General features: G+C 61.1%; 14 protein-coding genes. 4 read left to right on the forward strand and 10 right to left on the reverse strand.

All coding sequences use genetic code 11. The features are described 5' to 3' along the window. The first annotated feature begins 16 nt into the window (after window positions 1-16). A complete protein-coding gene (locus tag BMZ66_RS12700; RefSeq protein ID WP_092673657.1) occupies window positions 17-907 on the forward strand; it encodes a T9SS type A sorting domain-containing protein in 891 nt (296 codons plus the stop codon). A gap of 224 nt (window positions 908-1,131) precedes the next feature. Here the strand turns inward: BMZ66_RS12700 and BMZ66_RS12705 are convergent, their stop codons facing one another. From BMZ66_RS12705 to BMZ66_RS12715, 3 genes are all read right to left on the reverse strand, one after another. Next, window positions 1,132-2,523 (reverse strand): TolC family protein, encoded by a 1,392-nt coding sequence (locus BMZ66_RS12705; RefSeq protein ID WP_092673660.1) that lies wholly within the window; start codon window positions 2,521-2,523, stop codon window positions 1,132-1,134. A gap of 217 nt (window positions 2,524-2,740) precedes the next feature. Continuing rightward, window positions 2,741-5,818: an efflux RND transporter permease subunit gene (locus tag BMZ66_RS12710; protein WP_092673663.1), complete on the reverse strand. Its 3,078-nt coding sequence runs from the start codon at window positions 5,816-5,818 to the stop codon at window positions 2,741-2,743. Between the two features lie 211 nt (window positions 5,819-6,029). After that, window positions 6,030-7,250 (reverse strand): efflux RND transporter periplasmic adaptor subunit, encoded by a 1,221-nt coding sequence (locus BMZ66_RS12715; protein WP_092673666.1) that lies wholly within the window; start codon window positions 7,248-7,250, stop codon window positions 6,030-6,032. A gap of 184 nt (window positions 7,251-7,434) precedes the next feature. On the opposite strand from BMZ66_RS12715, the gene BMZ66_RS12720 reads away from it, so the two are divergent. Then, on the forward strand, window positions 7,435-7,791 hold the full coding sequence (locus tag BMZ66_RS12720; protein ID WP_092673669.1) for an MGMT family protein: 357 nt from the start codon (window positions 7,435-7,437) through the stop codon (window positions 7,789-7,791). Between the two features lie 39 nt (window positions 7,792-7,830). On the opposite strand, the gene BMZ66_RS12725 is transcribed toward BMZ66_RS12720, so the two are convergent. The 6 genes from BMZ66_RS12725 to xseA all read right to left on the reverse strand — a co-directional run bounded on the left by BMZ66_RS12725 (window position 7,831) and on the right by xseA (window position 14,865). Further along, the gene (locus BMZ66_RS12725; RefSeq protein ID WP_143080188.1) at window positions 7,831-9,300 is read right to left on the reverse strand and encodes a hypothetical protein; all 1,470 of its coding nucleotides are present in this window, start codon (window positions 9,298-9,300) and stop codon (window positions 7,831-7,833) included. Between the two features lie 48 nt (window positions 9,301-9,348). After that, window positions 9,349-10,791, reverse strand: a complete 1,443-nt coding sequence (locus BMZ66_RS12730; protein ID WP_143080189.1) for a hypothetical protein — start codon at window positions 10,789-10,791, stop codon at window positions 9,349-9,351. Between the two features lie 653 nt (window positions 10,792-11,444). Then, window positions 11,445-11,858 (reverse strand): response regulator, encoded by a 414-nt coding sequence (locus BMZ66_RS12735; protein ID WP_092673678.1) that lies wholly within the window; start codon window positions 11,856-11,858, stop codon window positions 11,445-11,447. Then, window positions 11,855-12,652 (reverse strand): sensor histidine kinase, encoded by a 798-nt coding sequence (locus BMZ66_RS12740; protein WP_092673682.1) that lies wholly within the window; start codon window positions 12,650-12,652, stop codon window positions 11,855-11,857. The genes BMZ66_RS12735 and BMZ66_RS12740 overlap by 4 nt, the downstream gene beginning before the upstream one ends. A gap of 469 nt (window positions 12,653-13,121) precedes the next feature. After that, window positions 13,122-13,433 (reverse strand): exodeoxyribonuclease VII small subunit, encoded by a 312-nt coding sequence (gene xseB, locus BMZ66_RS12745; protein WP_092673685.1) that lies wholly within the window; start codon window positions 13,431-13,433, stop codon window positions 13,122-13,124. Between the two features lie 61 nt (window positions 13,434-13,494). Continuing rightward, a complete protein-coding gene (xseA, locus tag BMZ66_RS12750; RefSeq protein ID WP_092673688.1) occupies window positions 13,495-14,865 on the reverse strand; it encodes an exodeoxyribonuclease VII large subunit in 1,371 nt (456 codons plus the stop codon). Between the two features lie 355 nt (window positions 14,866-15,220). On the opposite strand from xseA, the gene BMZ66_RS12755 reads away from it, so the two are divergent. Beyond that, window positions 15,221-17,293, forward strand: coding sequence for a M13 family metallopeptidase (locus BMZ66_RS12755; protein ID WP_092673691.1), 2,073 nt, complete (start codon window positions 15,221-15,223; stop codon window positions 17,291-17,293). Window positions 17,294-17,519: 226 nt separating this feature from the next. Then, window positions 17,520-19,631 (forward strand): M13 family metallopeptidase, encoded by a 2,112-nt coding sequence (locus tag BMZ66_RS12760; RefSeq protein WP_092673694.1) that lies wholly within the window; start codon window positions 17,520-17,522, stop codon window positions 19,629-19,631. Between the two features lie 134 nt (window positions 19,632-19,765). Here the strand turns inward: BMZ66_RS12760 and BMZ66_RS12765 are convergent, their stop codons facing one another. Then, window positions 19,766-20,467 (reverse strand): GAF domain-containing protein, encoded by a 702-nt coding sequence (locus BMZ66_RS12765; protein ID WP_092673697.1) that lies wholly within the window; start codon window positions 20,465-20,467, stop codon window positions 19,766-19,768. Window positions 20,468-20,766: the final 299 nt, after the last annotated feature.

A 20,766-nucleotide genomic window follows, 5' to 3' on the forward strand; every position in this document is an offset into this window, starting at 1 on the left:
CCATTTCATTGTTGCTATGAAAAGAATAGCCCCCTATTTCCTGACGCTCGCCCTGCTGGTGCTGCTGGTAGCCTCAGCCACTGCCGAAAGCCTTAGCGGCGGCCCGCACCCGCGCAAGCACTGGCCTGCCAACCCCGAAATCACAGCGTACCACCGGGCCAATATCCAGCCCGTGCTCCAGCAGCAGCGCCAGAAGCTGGAAGCCCAGCTCGACCCCGCCGACCGTACTCAACTCACTGCCTACCGCACCCAGCTAAAGGCCTTGCGCGAGCAAGGCAAGGCCCTGCGTCAGGCGCCCGCCACTCCGCCCGCCGATGGTAGCAACCGCCCCGCCCTCACCGATGTCCAGCGGGAGCAGCGTCAGCAGCTGCATTCCCAGACCAAAGGCATCATGCTAAATGTGGCCCAACTGGCGCAGAAATACGAAGTGCCCATCCAGCAACTTGCTAAGGAGGTGGAGCCCCAAAAGGAAAAGTGGGCCGCTGACCTGAAAGCCCTCGCTACCAAAAATGCCACGCCCGAGCAGCAGGAGCGCATGGCCGCCCACGGCGGACGCATGCGGCACCACGGCGCACACCGGTTCTTTGCCCCCGCCAGGTTCCTGCTCATGGACCCGAACGCGCCAACTGCTGCCACCTCTGAGCGCAATCTGGGCGGCACCAGCTTCTATCCCAACCCAGCCACCGCCACCAGTCAGTTGGATTATGATGTGAAAAAAGCTGGCCCAGTTACCGTCGAGCTGCTCGACAGCAAAGGCAACAAGCTGCGCACCTTGGTTGCAACCACGGAGCAGGAAAAAGGCCCCCATACCCAGCAGCTCGATTTGCGCGACCTGCCGGCTGGTACTTACTTCTACAAAATCATCACTAAGGCTGGGAGCGAGACCAAGCGGTTTGTGAAGGAATAATTCGCCTTCTCAGTCCCAGCGGGCCTCACGTAGCGACCTCACTCCCAGCCCTCTCCCGCGGAGAGGGGAGCCACGGCACAAGAACAAATAAGCTTTTCAAACAGAAAGCCTCACTGCAAACTGCAGTGAGGCTTTCTGTCTAATCATCAGGCTCCCCTCTCCGCGGGAGAGGGGTCGTACCCGGCAGGGCCGGGGGTGAGGTCCCCGCGTAAGGTCTCAGCTTCTTACCTACCCTGCACCAGCCCCCCACTCAGCCGGCGCAGCGTCGTCTCAGCCTGCTTGGCCTGGAAGCGGATATCCAGCAGCCGCACCTCAGCGTCGAGCTGGGTGCGCTGGGCTTCGCGCAGAGCTAGGGTGGTGAGTAAGCCCAGGCGATAACGCTCCAGCGCGATGGCCACGTTTTCGCGGGCCAGCAGAATGTTGGTTTCTTCCAGCTCCAGCAGCTGCAGGCGGTTCTGGTATTGCGCGTAGGCCTGCTCGGCGGTAGCATCCAGGTTCAGCTCGGTCTGGCTGAGCTGCAGCTGGCTTTGTTCCTCGCCAATGCGGGCGTTCTGCTCAATGCGGCGGCGGTTGAAGCCGTCGAATATGGGCACCGATGCCACCAGGCCGTAGTTGTAGCCGAAGGTGCGGCCGGTGTTGGTTACGAGCTGGGTGCCGAAGAAGGCGGCGCCGTTCACGTTGCGATTCAGGCCGTACCCCGACGTGAGGCCGATTTGGGGGAAGCGAGCGGCGCGCGCCAGCTTGCGGTCGTAGGTGGCGACTTCGGTGTTGGTGCGGGCCTGCTGCAGGCGCGGGTTGTTTTGCCGGATGGCCTGCGTGATGACTTCCCGGTCCAGGTTAGTGGTGACTACAATGGAGTCGGCGGGGCTAAAGTCGAGCCGCGGCGAGCGGCCCAGCAGGTTGTTCAGGTTGATTTTGGCCGTGGTCAGCGCTTCCTGCTGCTGGATGAGGATGGAACGGTCGGCGTTGTAGTCGACGCGGGCGGTCAGCACTTCTACCTTGGCGCTCACGCCCACGTCCACGCGGGCCTGGGTTAGGTCGATGCGGGCCTGCCCAATCTTGAGCGCTTCTTCGATGGAAGTGATTTTGCCCTTCTCGCGCACTACGGCGTAATACGCATCGGTGATGTTGGCCACGGTTTCTTCCACAATGGCGCGGGTGAGCTGCCGCTGGCTTAGGTCGAGGGCCTTGAGGCGGTCGTAGGCAATGAACATCCCGAAGCCGTCGAAAATAGTCCACGTGGCCGCTATGTTGCCGTTGAGCTGGTTCGACTGGGCGTTGCTGGCCGTGCTGGGCTCGGGCCGGCTCGACGACTCCTGGCGCACGTTGTTGGTATTGAAAACCCGGGTAAAGTTGCCGTTCACCGTGGGCAGCTGACCGGCGTTGCCGCGGGTTACGTTGTTTTCACTCACCCGTTCGTCGGTGCGCGAGAGCCGGATGTTGAAGTTGTTTTCCAACCCCAGCTGAATGGCCTGCGCCAAGGTCAGCGGCGCAGCCACCGCCACACTAGCGGGCCGGGTGAGCTGCGGCTGGCGAGGCGTGGAGATTTTTTGTTGTTGGGCGTAGCCAGCCAGCGGAAGCAGGAAAACAAGAAAAAGAAGCTTCGAGGGTTTCATGTGGAAAATTCAGAACATCTAACTCCCCTCCTTTTTTAAGGAGGGGACGCTAAGCCGTCAGGCTTAGCTGGGGTGGTTGCGCTCGTTGCACGATGGCCGAACGGCACCTGCATCATTCACGCGGCTATCGTTCAGCCATCGTGCAACGAGCGCAACCACCCCCGTCCGAGCCCTTGGCTCGAACATCCCCTCCTTAAAAAAGGAGGGGAGTTTGGGGCTAAGCCGCTACGGCGTCGGCGGGCTTGGCTTTGTGCTTTTTGGCGGTGGCGAAGTAGGAGTACATCACCGGCACCACATACAGCGTGAGGGCCGTGGCAAACACCAGCCCGCCCACCACGCCAATGCCCATGGCCCGGCGGCTAAGCGCGCCCGCTCCCGTGGCAATGGCAATGGGCAGAATGCCCAGAATAGCCGACAAGCTGGTCATCAGAATGGGGCGGAAGCGCGCTGTGGCGCCTTCCACCAGCCCGGTCATGTAGTCAACGCCACCTTTTTCCACGCGCTGGTTGGCAAATTCCACGATGAGAATACCGTTTTTCGTCACCAGGCCGATGAGCATGATGATGCCAATCTGCGAAAACAGGTTGAGCGTCTGGTTGAAGTACCACAGGCTGAGCAACGCGCCCGACAAGGCCAGCGGCACCGTTACCATGATGATAACCGGGTCGCGGAAGCTCTCGAACTGCGCGGCCAGCACCAGGTAAATCAGCACCAGCGCTAGGCCAAACGCGAATATCAGCGACGAGGAGCTTTCCTCGAAGTCGCGCGAAGTGCCCGACAGCTCAGTGGTGAAGGTGTCGTCGAGGTTCTGCTCGGCAATGGCGCGCATGGCGGCGATGCCGTCGCCTAGGGACTTGCCCGGGGCCAGCGAGGCCGAGAACGTGGCCGAGTTGTAGCGGTTGAAGCGGTAGAGCTGGGGCGGCGTGCTGCTTTCTTCCAGCCGAATCACGTTGTCGAGCTGCACCAGTTCGCCGGCCGCGTTTTTCACCGACAGCAGGCGCACGTCCAGCGGTTGGTTGCGGTCTTCGCGGGCCACCTGCCCGATAATCTGATACTGCTTGCTGCCCCGGATGAAGTAGCCGTAACGCTGGCCACTCAAGCCAGCCTGCAGCGTTTGCGAAATGCTTTGCACCGAGATGCCCAGGCTTTGGGCTTTCTCGCGGTCAATGTTCACGCGCAGCTCGGGCTTGTTGAACTTCAGGTTCACCTCCACAAACTGGAAGGTGGGGTCCTGGCGGGCCAGTTCCAGGAACTTGGGCACGGCTTCGCGCAGCTTGTTGAAGTCCTGGGTTTGCACCACAAACTGCACTGGCAGGCCGCCGCCACCGCCGCCAATGCTCTGGTCCTGCGACACCGACGTGCGGGCCGCCGGCAGGTTTTTCACGCCCGCGCTCAGGGCCGTGGCCACCTGGTCCTGGGTTTTGGGGCGCTGGTCGGCTTCATTCAAAATCACGCGGGCAATGCCCGAGTTCGAGCCGCCGCCAAAGCCGGGCGAAGTCACCGTGAACACGCTGCTCAGGTTTTCGCGGCCCGCCGAGTCGACGCCCAGCTTGGTAAGCTGGCTGATGTACGCATCCATGTACTCAAAGGAGGCCCCTTCCGGGCCCGTAGCGCTCAGGTTGATGCGGCTGCGGTCTTCCACCGGCGCCAGCTCCGACGGAATGATTTTCATGAAACCCCAGATGCCGCCGCCCGTCACCACTATCATCACCCAGGCCAGCCAGCGGTTGCGCAAAAACGTGAGCAGGCTGCTCTGGTAGGCATTAATGATTGTTTCGAAAAACGGCTCGGTTTTGCGGTAAAACCAGTTGTGCGTTTCCTGGCGCTTCAGCAGCTTGGCGCACATCATGGGCGTGAGCGTGAGCGAGACGAAGGCCGAAATCAGCACCGAGCCCGCCACCACAATGCCAAACTCGCGGAACAGACGCCCCGTGATGCCCGTGAGGAACACCACCGGTAGAAACACCGCCGCCAGCACCACCGTGGTGCTCACCACGGCCATCAGAATTTCCTCGGTACCCTTGGTGGCGGCTTCCTTGGGCTCTTCGCCGGCCTCGATGCGCGAGTAGATGTTTTCGAGCACCACAATGGCGTCGTCCACCACCAGGCCAATGGCCAGCACCACGGCCAGCAGCGTGAGCACGTTGATGGAGAAGTTCAACAGGTACATCACGAAGAAAATACCGATGAGCGACACCGGAATGGCCACCACCGGAATGAGCGTGGAGCGCCAGTCGCGCAAAAACAGGAAGATGATGACCACCACCAGCACAAAGGCCTCGACGATGGTGTGCTGCACCTCGCTGATGGAGTTGCGAATGAAAATGGAGTTGTCGATGCCCTTAGTGAGCTTCAGGTCGGGCGGCAGGTCTTTGCCGTAGGTGTCGAGGCGCCGGTTAAACTCGTCGGCGATGTCAATCTGGTTGGAGCCCGGCTGCGGAATAACGGCCAGGGCCACGCCCGGCACCCCATTTACCCGAAAGATGGTCTGGTCGTTTTCGGGGTATAGCTCGGCGTAGCCCACGTCGGACAAGCGCACCAGCGAAGCCGCGTCCTTGCGGATAATCAGGTTGTTGAAGTCTTCCACCGTGGTCAGGCGGCCCATGGTGCGCAGCGTGAGCTGCGTGCTCTGGCCTTGCACCGAGCCGCTGGGCAGCTCCACGTTTTCGCGGGTGAGGGCCTGCTGCACGTCGACGGGCGAGATGCGCAGGGCCGACAGCTTCACGGGGTCTAGCCAGAGGCGCATGGAGAACTTCCGCTCGCCGTACACGCGAATTTCCGACACGCCCGGAATGGTCTGCAGACGCTCCTTGAGGGTATTGTTGGCGTAGTCCGTCAGCTCCAGCAGCGTGCGCTTGTCGGAGTTGAGGTAGGTGATGACGATGGGCTGCGAGTCGGCGTTGGCCTTGCTCACGATGGGCGGGTCGATGTCGCGCGGGAGGCGGCCCTGGGCACCCGATACCTTGTCGCGCACGTCGTTGGCGGCCGTTTCCAGGTCGGCGTCGAGGTCAAACTCCACCGTAATCTGGGTGCGGCCATCGCGCGAGTTAGACGTCATGTTCTTGATGCCGGCGATGCCGTTGAGGGCTTCCTCCAGCGGCTCGGTCACCTGGCCCTGCATTACGTCGGCCGAAGCGCCGGTGTAGCTAGCCGAAACGGTAATGATGGGCGGGTCCACGCTCGGATACTCGCGCACGCTGAGGTAGCGAAACCCGATGACGCCAAAAATGACGATGACCAAGCTCATCACAATGGCGAGCACCGGCCGGTTGATACTAGTGGAGGAAAGACTCATGGCACTTGGCTGATAGAACTAAAAACTCCCCTCCTTACCAAGGAGGGGATGTTCGAGCCAAGGGCTCGAACGGGGGGGGGTTGAGGTCGTTGCACGGTATCCGAACGATTCACATGCGAGTTGTTCGGGTATCGTGCAACGCCCGCAACCACCCCAGCTAAGCCTGGCGGCTTAGCGTCCCCTCCTTGGTAAGGAGGGGAGTTTGATGTTCTTACTTAATTACTCTAACCTTATCGCCCGGCTTTACCTGCAGAATACCGGTTTGAATCACAGAGTCGCCCACGGCCAGGCCTTCGGTGATTTGAATAACCTTATCGGAACGGATACCAATCTTCACTTTTCGCGGCACCATTTTGCCGTTCTTCACCGTGTACACGTTGTAGCCGCTGGCTTCCGGAATCACGGCTTCGGTGGGCACTTGCAGGGCGGTGTTGCTTTCGCCTAGCTTCAGGTTCACGCGCACGAAGGCGCCGGGGCGCAGCTCGTTGTTGGTATTGGCGTAGCGGGCGCGCACCGGCTGGGTGCGGCTCACGGGGTCAATCTGGGGGTCGATGGCGTAGACTTTCGCGTCGAAGGTCTTGTTGGTGGTTTCGTCCACCACGCTCACTACGTCGCCCACGCGCACGTTGGCGGCAAAGCGGCCGGGCACGGCAAAATCAACTTTCACGGGCCGCACCTTCGAGAGAGTGGTGATTTCGGCACCGGGGCTCACAAACGTGCCCACCGTGGCGGTGGTCAAACCCAGCACGCCGGAAAACGGCGCCCGCACATAGGCCCGGGCCAACGAAGCACGCAGGGCCTGCAAGTCGGCCTGCGCCGTGAGCAGCTGGTTGTTGGCCGTTTCGTATTCCTGGGCACTGATGTATTCTTTGTCGAGCAGGGTGCGCTGGCGGCGCTCCTGGTCGCGGAAGAGCCTGATGTTGTATTCCTGCTTCTTGATAGCGGCCTGCGCCTCGTCGGCGTTGATGGTAAACAGCAGCTGGCCCTTGCTCACCGACTGCCCTTCCCGGATGTTGAGGCTGGTGATTTTGCCCGACAGCTCGCTTTTGATAATTACCGATTCCTCGGCCAGCACCGAGCCGGTGGCGGCCACTTGGTCGGTGAGGGCGGTGGCTGCTACCACGTACACCTGCACGGGCTGAGGGCCACCTCCGCCGCCTTTACCTCCCGGACCGCCTTTGCCGCCTGGGCCACCGCCTTTAGCGCCCGCGCCTTTTTTGTCGCCGCCAGCCGTGCTGGGGAAATACTTCATCTTCACGAAAACCAGCCCGGCAATGACGAGGGCCGCAATCAGCCAGCCCAGCCAGCCGCGCCCCCTGGAAGGCGGCGTTTCGGGCGTGGGCTCAGAGGTGGGAGGGGTAGCAGTGGGCCCGGGTGTGGTAGTGGTGTCCCAAGTAGGAGCAGGAGCCACGGTGGTATTTTCGAATGACATAGGTTGCAAGAACGCGCAAGCAGTAGTGGATGTTTGGGGCCGTTCGAGACGGCAGAACCGGCATTGACCAAAACAGATTTCGACTCGGACTGCTATAGTGCAAATTTCGATGTAAAGGTTGCGTCATTGTTCCTAAAATAGACGGAACACGTACTCCAACCAGACCGAGAGTACCTTCGCCCCGATGAAGCCAGCCGCCCCAAAACCTGCCGAGCCGCGCAATTTTTTTCAGGACGTGCACGAAGTCGCCCGCCTCATTCCGCCGGGCCGCGTGAGCACCTACGGCGCCATTGCCCACTACCTGGGCTCGCGGCGCGGCGCCCGCACCGTGGGCTACGCCATGATGGCTGCCCACACCGCCGACCACTACGTGCCCGCCCACCGCGTGGTCAACCGCCTGGGGCAGCTCACCGGGCGCTTGCACTACGCCACGCCCTTCGCCATGCAGGAAGCCCTGGAAGCCGAGGGCATCCGCGTGGAAGAAGACCAGGTGGTAGATTTCGCCAAGCTGTTCTGGGACCCCAGCACGGAGCTGGCCTAGGCTTATGCATCCGGGCTTATGTACCCACGGCCACGGCCGCTAGGGGTTGCGTTGTTTTTCCAGGGCATCCACGTCTGCCTCGCCCTGCCGCACGGACATGCACTGCCAGGGCATGAGCGCCGCGGCGGGCAGCAGCTTCACGTAGTTGGCCAAGGCGGCGTTGGGAGCAAGCAACGTGGCTGGCCCGCCCAGGGTGCCGAAGCTCAGGCGCATGGGGCGCCCAAAGTGCGGCCACACCAGCTCCATGTATTGGCCCGGCCGCAACTGGCCCACCTCCTGGTCGTCGAGGAACAGGCGCTGCGCTTCGGCTGGGCCGCCCAAAGGCCGGTACACATACACAAAAGCTGTGTCCCGCCGCGAAGACGGTCCCCGCGCCTCAAGCGGCGCCGCAAGACCCGTCCGCATATCGAGCGTGTACACCATGGGCTGGCCCGTATTGTCGGGGCCCGTGCCGCCATACCCGCCAAACCCCAGGCTGCCTTCGATAAACTTTTTGCTGCGTCGGTTGGTCGCCTCCACATCCACTGGTGCGCTGCCCACAAACGTATAGCCATCGCCTTGCCGGGTTAGGGGGCGGTAGTAGGTTTGCTGGCGAACGTAGGGCTGCCGTCCATCGGAAAAGCCCCACACCGTTTTGGGAGATACCCGCTCGCCGGTTGCATCGCGCACTTTCGCCCGAAACAGGATGGAGCCCTTCCAATCGGAGGTTTTCCCGTGGGGCAAATTAAAGTTTAGCGTGGTCGCAAGTGAATTGGCGTGGATGGTGTCCAACTCCAGCGTAGCCGTGGTGTCGGGCCGGTTGGTGAGGAATTGCTCAATGCTGTAATAAACGCCCCGGTGCGGGGCCGCCACCCGCAAAATTGCCGGGCGAGCCACCGGCGGAGCATCCACAGGAAGTTGCGTTAATGTGCGGGCCGGTCGCCGGGCCGCTAGGGCCCAATTGGCATCGGCCAGCTGCAGCAGGCAGCGCTGCAGGAGCAGTGCCACGTGCGTGCTATGGTGAGCGTCGGAGTATATGCCTCGGGTGCTGGTTTGGTCGGCCACACTGGCTACAAAGTGGTAGCCATCGGGCAGGTGTTGGTACACATCGGCTACGAGCTCGGCAGTTGCCGTTGCCGCTTGGTTTTTTACGCTAGGTACCTCGCTTACGCGGAGCTGGCGCAGGCACAGCACCACTGCCCGGTCGGTGGGCTGCTGGGGCAGGTGCTGCCGAAACCAGTCCGTTAGCTCGGGCTCCAGGCCCTTCCGGAACATTACGGTGGCTCTCGCATCGTACAGGCCGTGGTATATCGTGCCAATGGCTGGTTGGCCTTTTCGGCCGTCCACTACCTGCTCCACAAACACCGTGCGCCCGGGCACACTCAGCGGCTGGTTGCTCAGCTGCAGGTAATAAATGGTGCCACGCGCCGGCGCGACCTGGGCATTGGCCGGCACCAGGCAGGCGAAAGGGCACAGCAGCGCCAGCACGCAGCGCAACCAGTTAGTGGCATTCGGTAGAAAAAGCCGCATCGGAAGGAGGTATGAAGCGAATGGGACGGAATGCGAGGCAGGCAGCGCCTAGTAGGGCACCGTCCGCAAGCGCTGAATGCGGCGTAACTCAAACAAGCCTTCCTTCGCCGATACTGCCCGTAGCACAGGCGCGCCGCCGTCGGCGGGCACGGTGCATTCCAGGTAAGTGGGCTGGCTGAAATCCGGCACAAACTCCTGGCAGCCTTCGGGCCCGGTTCCCAGTCGCACACATAGCTTCAACTCGTGCTGGCGGTCGCGCCAGGTCAGGGCGGTCCAGTTGCGGGCTTGCAACTCCATGCTGTTCTGCCCGGAAGCGCTAAAAGTCACGGTTTTGTTTTTGGCCGCGTCGGTCCGCCGATACACGTATACCCTGACCGAGTCAGGCGCTTTTGCGAAGCCGTTGGTTTGGGCATCGTCCTGCACGGGCACCACGCGCCCCGAGGCCAAGCGGAGTTCGTAAAGGTCCATCTGGCGGGCACCATTGGCAGCGCTGGCAATGGCAACCCCCACCAGCCCGGCCACGGCACCGGCGGCAGCTAGGGTGTTAGCCGCCTGTGCATCAAATGCCGGCGGGCCCGTGAAGGTGTAGGTGCGCCCATCGGCCGCCGGCAGTAGCTTGTAAAAGCGGCTGTGGTACGCAATCAACAGCTCTTTGCCATCGCTAATCCCCCAAAGCCCCGACGTACTCACCGGGCGGGTAGGATGCGTGTTGTCGGTGTATAGGTAGTTGGGCTGCACTTCGTCGGTGCCTGCCCAGCGCTTGCCGGGGTGGGCAATGTGCTCAAATGTGAACGGATAGGCTGGCTCGCTCGGCTCATTGTTCAGAAACTCCTGCAGGTTGCGGTACACGCCCATCTTGGGGGCCGCCCCGGCTGCCTGAATGGGAAATCGTCGGGCCGCTGCGCCGCCCAGGCCGGCCAGCGCATCGGCGTGGCTTAGGGTTTCGTGGTTGCTGGGCGCAGCGGGCAAGGCCACCAGCTGCCGCAGGGCCTGTTGCAGCACCAGAGCCAGGTTGGCAGGATGAAACTTGGTGACGTCGAGCCCTCCGCGCCGGGTAAATTCGCCCACACTCAACAGCACGCGGTAGCTGCTGTCGGGCTGCGGCTCCAGAAAATCGGCCACCAGCTCGGCCTCGGCGTGCTCGGAGCTGGTGCGCTGCACCTCGCTCAAGCCGAGGGTGAACACGCGCATAATCACCGGCCGGGCATCGGGCTGGCGCGGCATCTGCACTTGCACAAACTGCTTCACCTCGGTGGCCAGGCTTTGCGTGAAATCGGCCGAAACCCGGTGGTTGTCGAGCCCCTGGAGCACTTCGCCCAGCCGGCTGCGGTCGGTTCGCAGGTCCAGCACCTGCGTCACCTGCCAAGGACTGGTAGGAACGTCCAGCTTTTCAGCTTTCAGGTCGAAGCGGTAGGGATGGGACTGCCCAGAGCTTGTATTGGCGAGTAGTAGCCCTGAAAATAATAAATAAACGGATAGAGAATAGTTCATCTACCAAAGCTACTGTCTCCTTATTAGTTATAAAAAGACTTGGCTCAGATAATAGAATAATTTTTATGACATAGTACTATTAGGTTTATTATTTGACCTGTTCGATTGTCTTATTTGGGACCGACTCGCTTGGCTACAGAACAGGTTTAGGTGCGCTAGGCTATGTAGTGTATTTGGTTGGGGCCAGAGTTTGTCGAGAAGTTACTTTCAGCACGAAGCGGAGCTTCACCGTCTTTTTCGACTCATCTCGCCTTGCCTGAGGTGGCCAAAATCACTTCCTCCCCGTGTTAGCGTAAGTTCTATAAATTGACCGAAAGTGACCGGCGCGAATTGCCGGAGCCACCGTTCAGGTAACGGACATCCTCAGCGAAGCCAGAGGAAATCGGGTTAGAAATCGGAGCTGTTTGGAAGGCTGCAGAGACGCGGCACTTGGCTTTGCTGCCTTGCGTGCCGCGTCCCCGCACCTAGAATATGTTTAGAAAGTCATCCACCGGTCATTCCGAGCGTAGCCAAGGAATCTCGCTCGCACCGTTCGGGCCTCGTGCAACGACTCGGGCGAGATTCCTCGGCTGCGCTCGGAATGACGAACAGTCACTCATTACCTCCTAAACAGGTTCCTAAACACCCGGAAAATACCAACACCTCGCGCACTTTTACTTTTGTCCGGCCGCGGCAGCCGCCAGCACGGCGCTGCGCATTTCTTCGGGCGAAGTATTTTTCACGAGGTAGCTGTGGGCGCCTTCGGCCAGCACGGTGCTCACCAGGGAGGGGTCGTCGTGCATGGAGATGATGACCACGCGCACCCCGGGAAACTGGGTGCGCAGCAGGCGGGTGGTTTGCAGGCCGTCGAGAATGGGCATTTGCATGTCCATCAGCACGACGTTGGGGCGGCTGCCTTGGTCGAGCAGCTCCAGCAGTTCCTGGCCGTTGCCAGCCTCGCACACCACCTCAATGCCCGCGTAGCCGCTAAGCAGGGCCCGCAGTCCTTTACGGAACAGAATATGGTCGTCGACGATAGCCAGACGTACTGGCACGGCACCCGCAGTAGGAGCGTTGTTGGGAATCATGAGTGTAGAATAAAGGTGGGGGTGAGCGTGCCGGCTGGCATCAGCGTCACGGGCAAAATGGCCTCGACGCGGGTGCCCACGCCGGGTTCGGAATGGTAGTGTAGCTGGCCGCCAAGCACGGCCACGCGGCTTCGTAAGTTAATCAGGCCCATGCCAACGGGCTGGCCGTGAGGGCCGGGTGGGGGCAGTTCTTCCAAGGCTGCCAGGTCGAAGCCCTGGCCATCGTCGGAATAAGTCAGGGTGAGCAGGCCGGGCACGGCGTTCACCCGCAACACAATGTGCGGGGCTTCGGCGTGCAGCAAGCCGTTGGTTAGTAGCTCCTGAGCAATGCGGTACACCATGAGCTCGTGGGGCGGAATGAGCCGGCCCAGGGGGCCTTCCTGCTCCAGGCGCACGTCAGGGCCGTTGTCGGCGGGCACGGCTTGCACCAGCGCCCGCAGGGCCTGGGCCAGGCCCAACTGCTGCAGGGTGGCGGGCTGCAGGTTGCGGGAAATGCGGCGCACTTCCGCCACGGCCTGGTCAATCAGGGCGCTGGCTTCGGGGGCGGGGGGGCTGCCGGGAGCAAACAAGTGCAACTTGGCCAAAGCCAGGATGGTGCCCACGCCGTCGTGCAGCTCGGCTGCAATGCGCTGCCGCTCGTCTTCCTGCGCCACCAGGGCTGCGGCCAGGGCCTGCTGCTGGGCGGCTTCCTGCATCTGGGTCATTTCCTGCTGCTGCCGAAGCTGCATCCGCTGGTAGCGCACTACAAACCACACCAGCCCAAGCACAAGCAGGAGCAAGATAGTAGTGAGCAATAGCAAGGGTAGAAAATCCGTCACACGAAGGCTTCTGACGAGCAGGAAGCGCAAAAAAAAAGGAAAACAACGGGGCCTCCAGTTAGCAGGTTTGCGGCCTGGGGCGTGCAGCGCAAGCGCTACAGTTAGGGTTTTAGTAGAAGCAGGATTTCATGCCCCCAAGGGCACTTGGGTTTATGGGCTACAAGAAAGGCAATCGCCGCGGCATTTTTGAAAAATCAATTATTTATACATTCCTCAGTACCCAGCAAAGTGCTAAGTTTTTGAAGACAAATTCACCCATTGCCGGAGCCTGCTGCGCCTATTTCTAACTAAATAGCAAGAGGCAAAAAGGCAGAAATAAGCTCGGGCTTCGGCAGATGAGTAAGGCTTCAAATGCAAGGCAAACTGTATAAAAAATAGTTTGTGCAGGATTAATGCTTCAAATATACAAAGCTGCCAGCCGAGGGGTGAAGGCGTTTGAACCTAGCTACCAGGGGCGTCCGGCCCCGCCAGCCAGGTCGTCGTGTTCGTCGTCCTCGGCTTCATCATCTTCGTCATCCTCGTCCTCCTCATCAGTTTCTTCCTCTTCTTCTGCTAATTCATCGGCTTCGTCTTCGTCGTCCAAGGTGTCAAACACACGGTCGAGCGAGGCTTCGGCGTGCCGCAGCTTGTGGCGGCACAGCCGAATCAGCTCGGCCGAGCGTTCGACGCGCGTGGTGAGGTCGTCCACGTCCACGGCATCGGTTTCGAGGGCGCGTAGAATGGTTTCCAACTCCTCAATGGCTTCGCGGTAAGTCATGTGTATGCTATAGTGAATTAAAAGTGTGTTGATGAGGCAGTGGGCAGCACTCTGCTGCCGATTACTGCCCCGTGGTTAGCTGCTGACGCAAATGGCTAAGAGCAGCCTGCTCGCTGATGGCCGCCAGCCGGAGCTCGTGGCGGTGAAGCTGCCGCTCCAGAGCCAGCTGCAGCTGAAAGCGCCGCCGCAACAGAACCTCGCGCCGCCGCCGGTGATGGCGTATAAACCGACCCAACAGCGCCCGTCCGCGCTGGCGCAGGCCGCGCTGCTCCCGGGCCAGGGCGCGCCGCGCCGCACGCGGCAGCTGGTGCCGGAAACGCACCAGCCCCAGTCCCAGTTGCCGCAGCTGTTCGCGCGGGCCCTGGGCGGCCTGGCGGGCGCGGGCGTGCAGGGCCTCGCGGGCATTGTCGAGCTGGCGGTGCGCGGCGTAGCGGCTTTGCCCGCTCAGCTGGTCGAGGCGGGCGTGGCGCTGGCTGAGCTGGCGGCGGGCCAGCGCCACCACTTGTTCGCCGTAGCCAAGGAAAGCTGCTTCGAGCCGGGCCAGGCGCTCAACCAGAAAAACGGCCACGGCCGTGGGGGTTTTAAGGGCGCGGTGGGCGGTGAGGTCCACAATGGCTTCGTCGCGCTCGTGGCCGATGCCGGTGAGCACCGGCAAGGGAAAGGCGCCCACGGCCGCTGCCAGCCCGTATTCGTCGAAAGCCAGCAAATCGGTGCGGCTGCCTCCGCCCCGAATAATGACCACGGCATCGAACTGGCTGCGCCGGGCGCGCACGCCGTCCAGAGCGGCGCGAATGCTGGCGGGGGCTTCGTCGCCCTGCATCATGGCCGGAAAAAGGGTTAGGGCAAAGTCATAAGATGCTTCGTCGAGCTGCTGCACAAAATCCTGGAAGCCGGCCGCGGTGGGGGAGGAGATAACGGCCAGTCGCTGCGGTGCCAGGGGCAGCGTGAGCAGCTTCTGCCGCTCCAGCAGGCCTTTTTCTTCCAGCAGGCGCAGGGTTTTCAAGCGCAGCAAAGCCAGCTCGCCCACCGTGTAGCTGGGGTCAATGGCCGTTACGTCGAGGCTCAGCCCGTATTGTTCGTGAAAGCGCACCTGCACCCGGAGCAGCAGTTTTAGGCCGGGGCGCAGCGGCTGGCCGGTGTGGCGCTCGAAGGCCGGCGCCAGCTGCTGGTAGCGCTGGCTCCAGAGCGTGGCGCGGGCCTGGGCTTTCACGGGCGTGCCGCGACTGTCGATGGTTTGCTCGGTGAGGGTGAAGTAGCAATGCGCACCGGCAAAGCGGGGCACGGTCAGCTCAGCTACTTCAGCAATCACCCAGTAGGAGTCGGCCAGCTGTTGCTGCAGGGCCTGCCGCACCCGGCCAAGCAGGTCGGCGAGCCCGAGTGGGGGAGGAGGCAGAATGGGCGGAAGCTCGGGGCGGCGGTTGTAAAGCGGCATCGGTGCAAGTTACGGGCGAGGGACGTAGCAGGGCAGGAAAGAACAGAAAACTCCCCTCAGCTGAGGAGGGGACGCTGGCGCGAAGCGCCAGCTGGGGTGGTTGAAATCGTTGAACGAGGTAAGAACAATACTTGCATGAGTCACACGGCTATCGTTCGGGTGTCGTTGGCTACGCCGACCTTCGGTTCAACGAGCGCAACCACCCCCGTCCGAGCCTTTGGCTCGAACATCCCCTCCTTAAAAAAGGAGGGGAGTTGGTCGTTCTATTCTTTCTTCTTTTGTCCGCCTTGCAACCCCGATGAATCCCGGGTGTCTGTAACTTCACGGCATATTTTCCCAACCCAACACTCTTTTCATGTATTTAACTTCTATTGCGCGGCGACTGAGCTTGGCCGTGCTTGGCCTGGGTAGCATGGCTACCACGGCCGCGGTGGCGCAAACCACCAAGCCGGCCGCGGCTTCCACCCAAAAAGGCGTGGGCATCAACGTCGCCAACATCGACCCGTCGGTGAAGCCCTGCGAGGACTTCTTCCATTACGCTTCGGGCAATTGGCTCAAAAACAACCCCATTCCGGCCGCTGAATCGCGCTGGGGCTCGTTCAATGAGCTGGCCGACCGCAACAACGCCACCCTGCGCGCCATCCTGAACGATGCCGCCAAGAATGCTCCCAAGGCCCGTAAGGGCTCGAACGAGCAGAAAGTAGGCGACTTCTACGCCTCGGCCATGGACTCGGCCGCCATCGAAGCCGCCGGCCTCAAGTACCTGCAGCCGCACCTCAACCGCATCATGGCCATCAAGGACCTGGGCGAGATGCAGCGCTTCCTGGCCGACCCCAAGGCCCACGCCGGCAGCGTGTGGTACAACTCGGGCGTGGGGCAGGACGAAAAAATCAGCACCCAGTACGCGGTGCAGTTTTACCAGGGCGGCCTCTCGCTGCCCGACCGCGACTATTACCTGAAGGACGACGCCCGCTCCAAAGCCATTCGAGCGGCCTACGACACCTATTTGGTAAACACCTTTAAGATGCTCGGCGATAACGAAGCCACGGCCAAAGCCAACGCCGCCGCCGTTGCCCGCATCGAGACCCGCCTGGCCAAAGCCAGCAAGAGCCGCGTGGACCTGCGCGACCCCTACGCCAACTACAACAAGATGACGCTGGCCCAGGCCGACGCCGCCTACCCCAACCTGGCTCTGCCGCTCACGCTTAAAGAAAATAACCTCGGCGCCGCCAAAGAGATAATCGTGGGGCAGCCCGAGTTCATGAAGGAAGTGAGCACTATGCTGAAGGAGGAGCCTATTGCCGACCAGAAGCAATACCTCCGCTTTCACCTCGTGACCGGCGTGACGCCCGCCCTGCCCAAGGCGTTTGTGGACGAGAACTTCCGTTTTGCCCAAACCCTGACCGGCGCCAAAAAGCAGCAGCCCCGCTGGAAGCGCACCCTGGGCGCTACCGACCGTGCCCTCGGCGAAGCCTTCGGCCAGCTGTATGTCGACAAAGCCTTCTCGCCCGCGGCCAAGGCCCGCGCCAAGGAGATGATTGAGAACCTGCGCGTGGCCTACGCCGACCGCATCAAGGCCACCGACTGGATGAGCGAAGCCACCAAGAAGGAAGCCCTGACCAAGCTCAACGCCTTTGTGGTGAAGATTGGCTACCCCGACAAGTGGAAGGACTACTCCAAGCTGAACATCGGCCGCGAGTCATACCTCAACAACCTGCTGGCTGCCCGCGAGTGGGCCAACCAGGATGAAATCAGCAAGTTCGGCAAGCCGATTGACCGTAACGAATGGGGCATGACCCCGCCCACGGTAAACGCCTACTACAACCCGCCGATGAACGAGATTGTGTTCCCGGCCGGTATTCTGCAGCCGCCGTTCTACGACCCCAAGGCGGATGACGCCGTGAACTACGGCGGCATCGGCGCTGTGATTGGCCACGAGATGACCCACGGCTTCGACGACCAGGGCCGGCAGTACGACTCCAAGGGCAACCTACGCGACTGGTGGACCAAGGAAGATGCCGACAAGTTCAATGCCAAGGCCGCCATTGTGGGCAAGCAGTACGACGCATTCATGCCCCTCGACTCGGTGCACGTGAACGGCAAGCTGACCATGGGCGAAAACCTGGCTGACCTCGGTGGCCTCACCATTGCCTACGCCGCGTTCAAGAAAACCCCGCAGGCCAAGGCCGGCAAAACCATCGACGGCTTCACGCCCGAGCAGCGCTTCTTCCTGGGCTACGCCCAAATTTGGCGCAACAATTCCCGCCCCGAGGCCCTGCGCCAGCAAGTGCAAACCGACCCGCACTCGCCCGCCGAGTTCCGCACCAACGGCCCGCTCATGAACATGCCGGAGTTCTTCGAGGCCTTTGGCTGCAAGGATGGCAACAAGATGATGCGCCCCACCGCCGACCGTTCCAAAATCTGGTAACAAAAAACTCCCCTCCTTTTTTAAGGAGGGGATGTTGTCGCTGTGCGACAACGGGGGTGGTTGCGCTCGTTGAACGACACCCGAGCGACTTTGCTGTCACTCGTTCACCCATCGTTTAACGACTCAACCACCCCCGTCCGAGCCCTTGGCTCGAACATCCGCTCCTTAAAAAAGGAGGGGAGTTGGTCGTTTCCGGCAAACTTTACATCAACCATTTCCCAATCAAATGCATCAATTCTCTTTTGTGCGGCGCGCGGCTCTATCTGCAGCGCTGTTAGGACTGGTGGCTGGCGCGGCTCAGGCCCAGACCAAGGTAAAAACCAAGACCAAGACCAATTCAGCTACTACCAAGAAAAAGGCGGAAGTGCCAACCGGCATGGGGCAGCCGGGCGTCGGCGTCACGCTGTCTAACCTCGACCGCACGGTGTCGCCCTGCACCGATTTCTTTCAGTTTGCCAACGGCAACTGGATAAAGAACAATCCGATTCCAAATTCCGAAACGAGCTGGGGTTCCTTCAACGAGTTGCGTAACCGCAACCGGAGTGTAGCCCGTCGTATTCTGGAAAAAGCTGCGGCCGACCGCACGGCCAAGCCCGGCTCGAACATGCAGAAAGTGGGCGACTTCTACGCTGCAGCCATGGACAGCGTGGCCGTGGAGAAAGCCGGCTTGAAGTACTTACAGCCCCGTCTTAACCAAATCAATTCCATCCAAGACCTGGCTGGTGTGCAGCGCTACCTCGCCGACCCCAAGAACGTGGGCAAGGGATGGTATGGCTTTTACGTGGCCCAAGACAGCAAGAACAGCAACGCGTATGCTGTACAGATGCGGCAGGGTGGACTGACCTTGCCCGACCGCGACTACTACCTCAAAGACGACGCCCGTTCCAAGGCCATTCGTACGGCGTATCGCAACTACCAGGTAAACCTGTTTAAGCTGCTGGGCGACGACCAGGCCACGGCCGAGAAAAACGCCGATGTGGTGACCCGTATGGAAACCCGCATGGCCAAGGCCAGCCGGGACCGGGTGGCCCTGCGCGACCGCGAAAGCAACTACAACAAGATGACCGTGGCCCAGGCGGTGACCGATTATCCCAATTTAAACCTTCCCCTGCGCTTGAAGGAAAGTGGGTTGGCTGATGCCAAAGAGATAATCGTAGGTCAGCCCGACTATCTGAAAGAGGCTAGCGCCATGATGAAGGAGGAGCCCATTGCCGACCAGAAGCAGTACCTGCGCTGGCACCTGGTGGAGTCGGTGGTATCAGCCTTGCCGAAGGCATTTGTTGACGAAGAATTCCGCTTTACGCAGGTGTTGTCGGGCGCTAAGCAGCCGCAGCCCCGGTGGCGCCGAGCGTTTGCCGCCACGGATGGTGCGTTGGGGGAAGCCTTCGGTCAGATTTACGTCGACGAAGACTTTAGTCCTGCTGCCAAGGCTCGGGCCAAGCAGATGGTAGAAAACATGCGCATAGCTTATGCCGAGCGCATTCAAGCCACGGATTGGATGAGCGCCGCCACTAAGGCCGAGGCGCTGAAGAAGCTGAATGCCTTCGTGGTGAAGATTGGCTACCCCGACAAGTGGAAGGACTATTCAGACCTAAATATCAGCCGCGAAAGTGCCCTGAATAACTTGTTTGCTACTGCTGAATGGAGCACCAAAGACAACCTTACCAAGTTCGGCAAGCCCGTAGACCGCACGGTATGGGGCATGACCCCACCCACGGTAAACGCTTACTACAGCCCCAGCCTCAACGAAATTGTGTTCCCGGCCGGCATCCTGCAGCCGCCGTTCTACGACCCCAAGGCGGATGATGCGGTGAACTACGGCGGCATCGGCGCCGTGATTGGCCACGAAATGACCCACGGCTTCGACGACCAGGGCCGTAAAGTCGACTCGGAGGGCAACCTGCGCGACTGGTGGACCAAGGAAGACGGCGAGAAGTTTATGGCCAAAGCCGACGTGGTGGGCAAGCAATACGACGCCTTTTCTCCCCTGGACTCGGTGCACGTGAACGGCAAGTTGACCATGGGTGAGAACCTCGCCGACCTTGGTGGCCTGACCATTGCCTACCAGGCTTTCAAGAAAACGCCGCAGGCCAAGGCTGGCAAGAGCATCGACGGCTTCACCCCAGAGCAGCGTTTCTTCCTGAGCTGGGCTCAAATCTGGCGTGTGAATATGCGCCCTGAGTCCTTGCGCCAGCAAGTACAAACCGACCCACACTCGCCCGGCCAATTCCGTTCCAATGGCCCATTGCAGAACTTTCCGGAGTTCCACCAGGCCTTCGGCTGCAAGGATGGCGACAAAATGGTGCGCTCGGCTGCCGACCGCGCCAAAATTTGGTAAGCTATTTGCAAGAAGCCATTTGAATCACGAGTGAGAAACTGTTCTCCCTCCTGATAGAAGAAGGCCCGTTCCCTTTGGGAGCGGGCCTTTTTATGTTTAATTGGTTGATGCTGAAGGCAGCGCTGCGCTCCATCCTACTCTGCCAGCAGCAGCGGCAGGGTTTGCAAGCGCTGCTGCACCTGCTGCAAAACGGCGGGAGCCACGGGCACTTGGGTGCCGTGCTGGGTTAGCAATTCGCTCAAAAGGGTGTGCAGGTTTTGCACGTCGGGGCGGAGGCGGTGGCACACGGCGCTCCATTGTTCGGTGCCCAACTCGGGGGTGGCCAAGCACATGTGGCGCACCGCAATGGCGAGGCTGGCCACGTCGGCCAGGGCCGTGAGCGCCTCTTGCTCGGTGGGGCTGAAGGGGCGGGGCTGCTGCCCAATCAGGCAAAGCACCCCAATGGCCTGGCCATCGGGCATGCGCAGGGGCGCCGCGGCATAGAAACCCGCTCCCAAAGCCAGCGCCGAGCGGATGGCCGGCGCATCGGCGCCGGTCTGAGCAGCCGCGGCCAGGTTTTCGTACGCCAGCGTGTGAGGCTGCAGAATTGCGGTTGAGCACAGCGCGTTTACCCGCGGGATGGCCGTCACGGCAGGTAGTCCGTACAGGGCCGGAAAGCGTACTTCCTGTTCATCTACCAGCGCCAGAAAGGCCAGGGGCTGCGCAAAAAGCGTAGCGCTCAGGGCTAGTAGGTCGTTCAAGATGTCGTCGGGGGCGACGTGGCTGAAATCGTAGTGGCGCAGCGTTGCCAGGCGTTCAGCTTCGTTGGGCGGAAGCAGGGAAGCGGGCGTGAGCATGTGATGCAGAAAGGAAAGAAGCGCGTTGAAGGAATATACAAAGGAAACAACTGCCGACGAGGGAAGCCTCCTGCCAACCCGTGAGTGCAGTATAAAATTTCCTCTCCGATACGTGGCAGCAGAACCGTGCGCCGGTTTATTTTCTTTCGCCCTGCAGCTTAGAAGTTAGCTAATGGGCACGTTCTGAAGTAGTCAGGATTTCTGAGCCAGAAGGTTGCGTGGGCCTAGTGACTCATTCGCCAGCCTCGGGGCTCACTGCCCACAACCAGCCGGTACATGGGCCCGTTTACGGCATTGTT

The organism is Hymenobacter arizonensis (assembly GCF_900115775.1).
GTDB classification, from domain to species: Bacteria; Bacteroidota; Bacteroidia; order Cytophagales; family Hymenobacteraceae; genus Hymenobacter; species Hymenobacter arizonensis.

What these genes read in the sequence shown, in the direction of transcription:
- BMZ66_RS12700 (WP_092673657.1), top strand. Translation starts at nt 17, where the DNA reads ATGAAAAGAATAGCCCCCTATTTCCTGACGCTCGCCCTGCTGGTGCTG.
- BMZ66_RS12705 (WP_092673660.1), bottom strand. Translation starts at nt 2,523, where the DNA reads ATGAAACCCTCGAAGCTTCTTTTTCTTGTTTTCCTGCTTCCGCTGGCT.
- BMZ66_RS12710 (WP_092673663.1), bottom strand. Translation starts at nt 5,818, where the DNA reads ATGAGTCTTTCCTCCACTAGTATCAACCGGCCGGTGCTCGCCATTGTG.
- BMZ66_RS12715 (WP_092673666.1), bottom strand. Translation starts at nt 7,250, where the DNA reads ATGTCATTCGAAAATACCACCGTGGCTCCTGCTCCTACTTGGGACACC.
- BMZ66_RS12720 (WP_092673669.1), top strand. Translation starts at nt 7,435, where the DNA reads ATGAAGCCAGCCGCCCCAAAACCTGCCGAGCCGCGCAATTTTTTTCAG.
- BMZ66_RS12725 (WP_143080188.1), bottom strand. Translation starts at nt 9,300, where the DNA reads ATGCGGCTTTTTCTACCGAATGCCACTAACTGGTTGCGCTGCGTGCTG.
- BMZ66_RS12730 (WP_143080189.1), bottom strand. Translation starts at nt 10,791, where the DNA reads ATGAACTATTCTCTATCCGTTTATTTATTATTTTCAGGGCTACTACTC.
- BMZ66_RS12735 (WP_092673678.1), bottom strand. Translation starts at nt 11,858, where the DNA reads ATGATTCCCAACAACGCTCCTACTGCGGGTGCCGTGCCAGTACGTCTG.
- xseB (WP_092673685.1), bottom strand. Translation starts at nt 13,433, where the DNA reads ATGACTTACCGCGAAGCCATTGAGGAGTTGGAAACCATTCTACGCGCC.
- xseA (WP_092673688.1), bottom strand. Translation starts at nt 14,865, where the DNA reads ATGCCGCTTTACAACCGCCGCCCCGAGCTTCCGCCCATTCTGCCTCCT.
- BMZ66_RS12755 (WP_092673691.1), top strand. Translation starts at nt 15,221, where the DNA reads ATGTATTTAACTTCTATTGCGCGGCGACTGAGCTTGGCCGTGCTTGGC.
- BMZ66_RS12760 (WP_092673694.1), top strand. Translation starts at nt 17,520, where the DNA reads ATGCATCAATTCTCTTTTGTGCGGCGCGCGGCTCTATCTGCAGCGCTG.
- BMZ66_RS12765 (WP_092673697.1), bottom strand. Translation starts at nt 20,467, where the DNA reads ATGCTCACGCCCGCTTCCCTGCTTCCGCCCAACGAAGCTGAACGCCTG.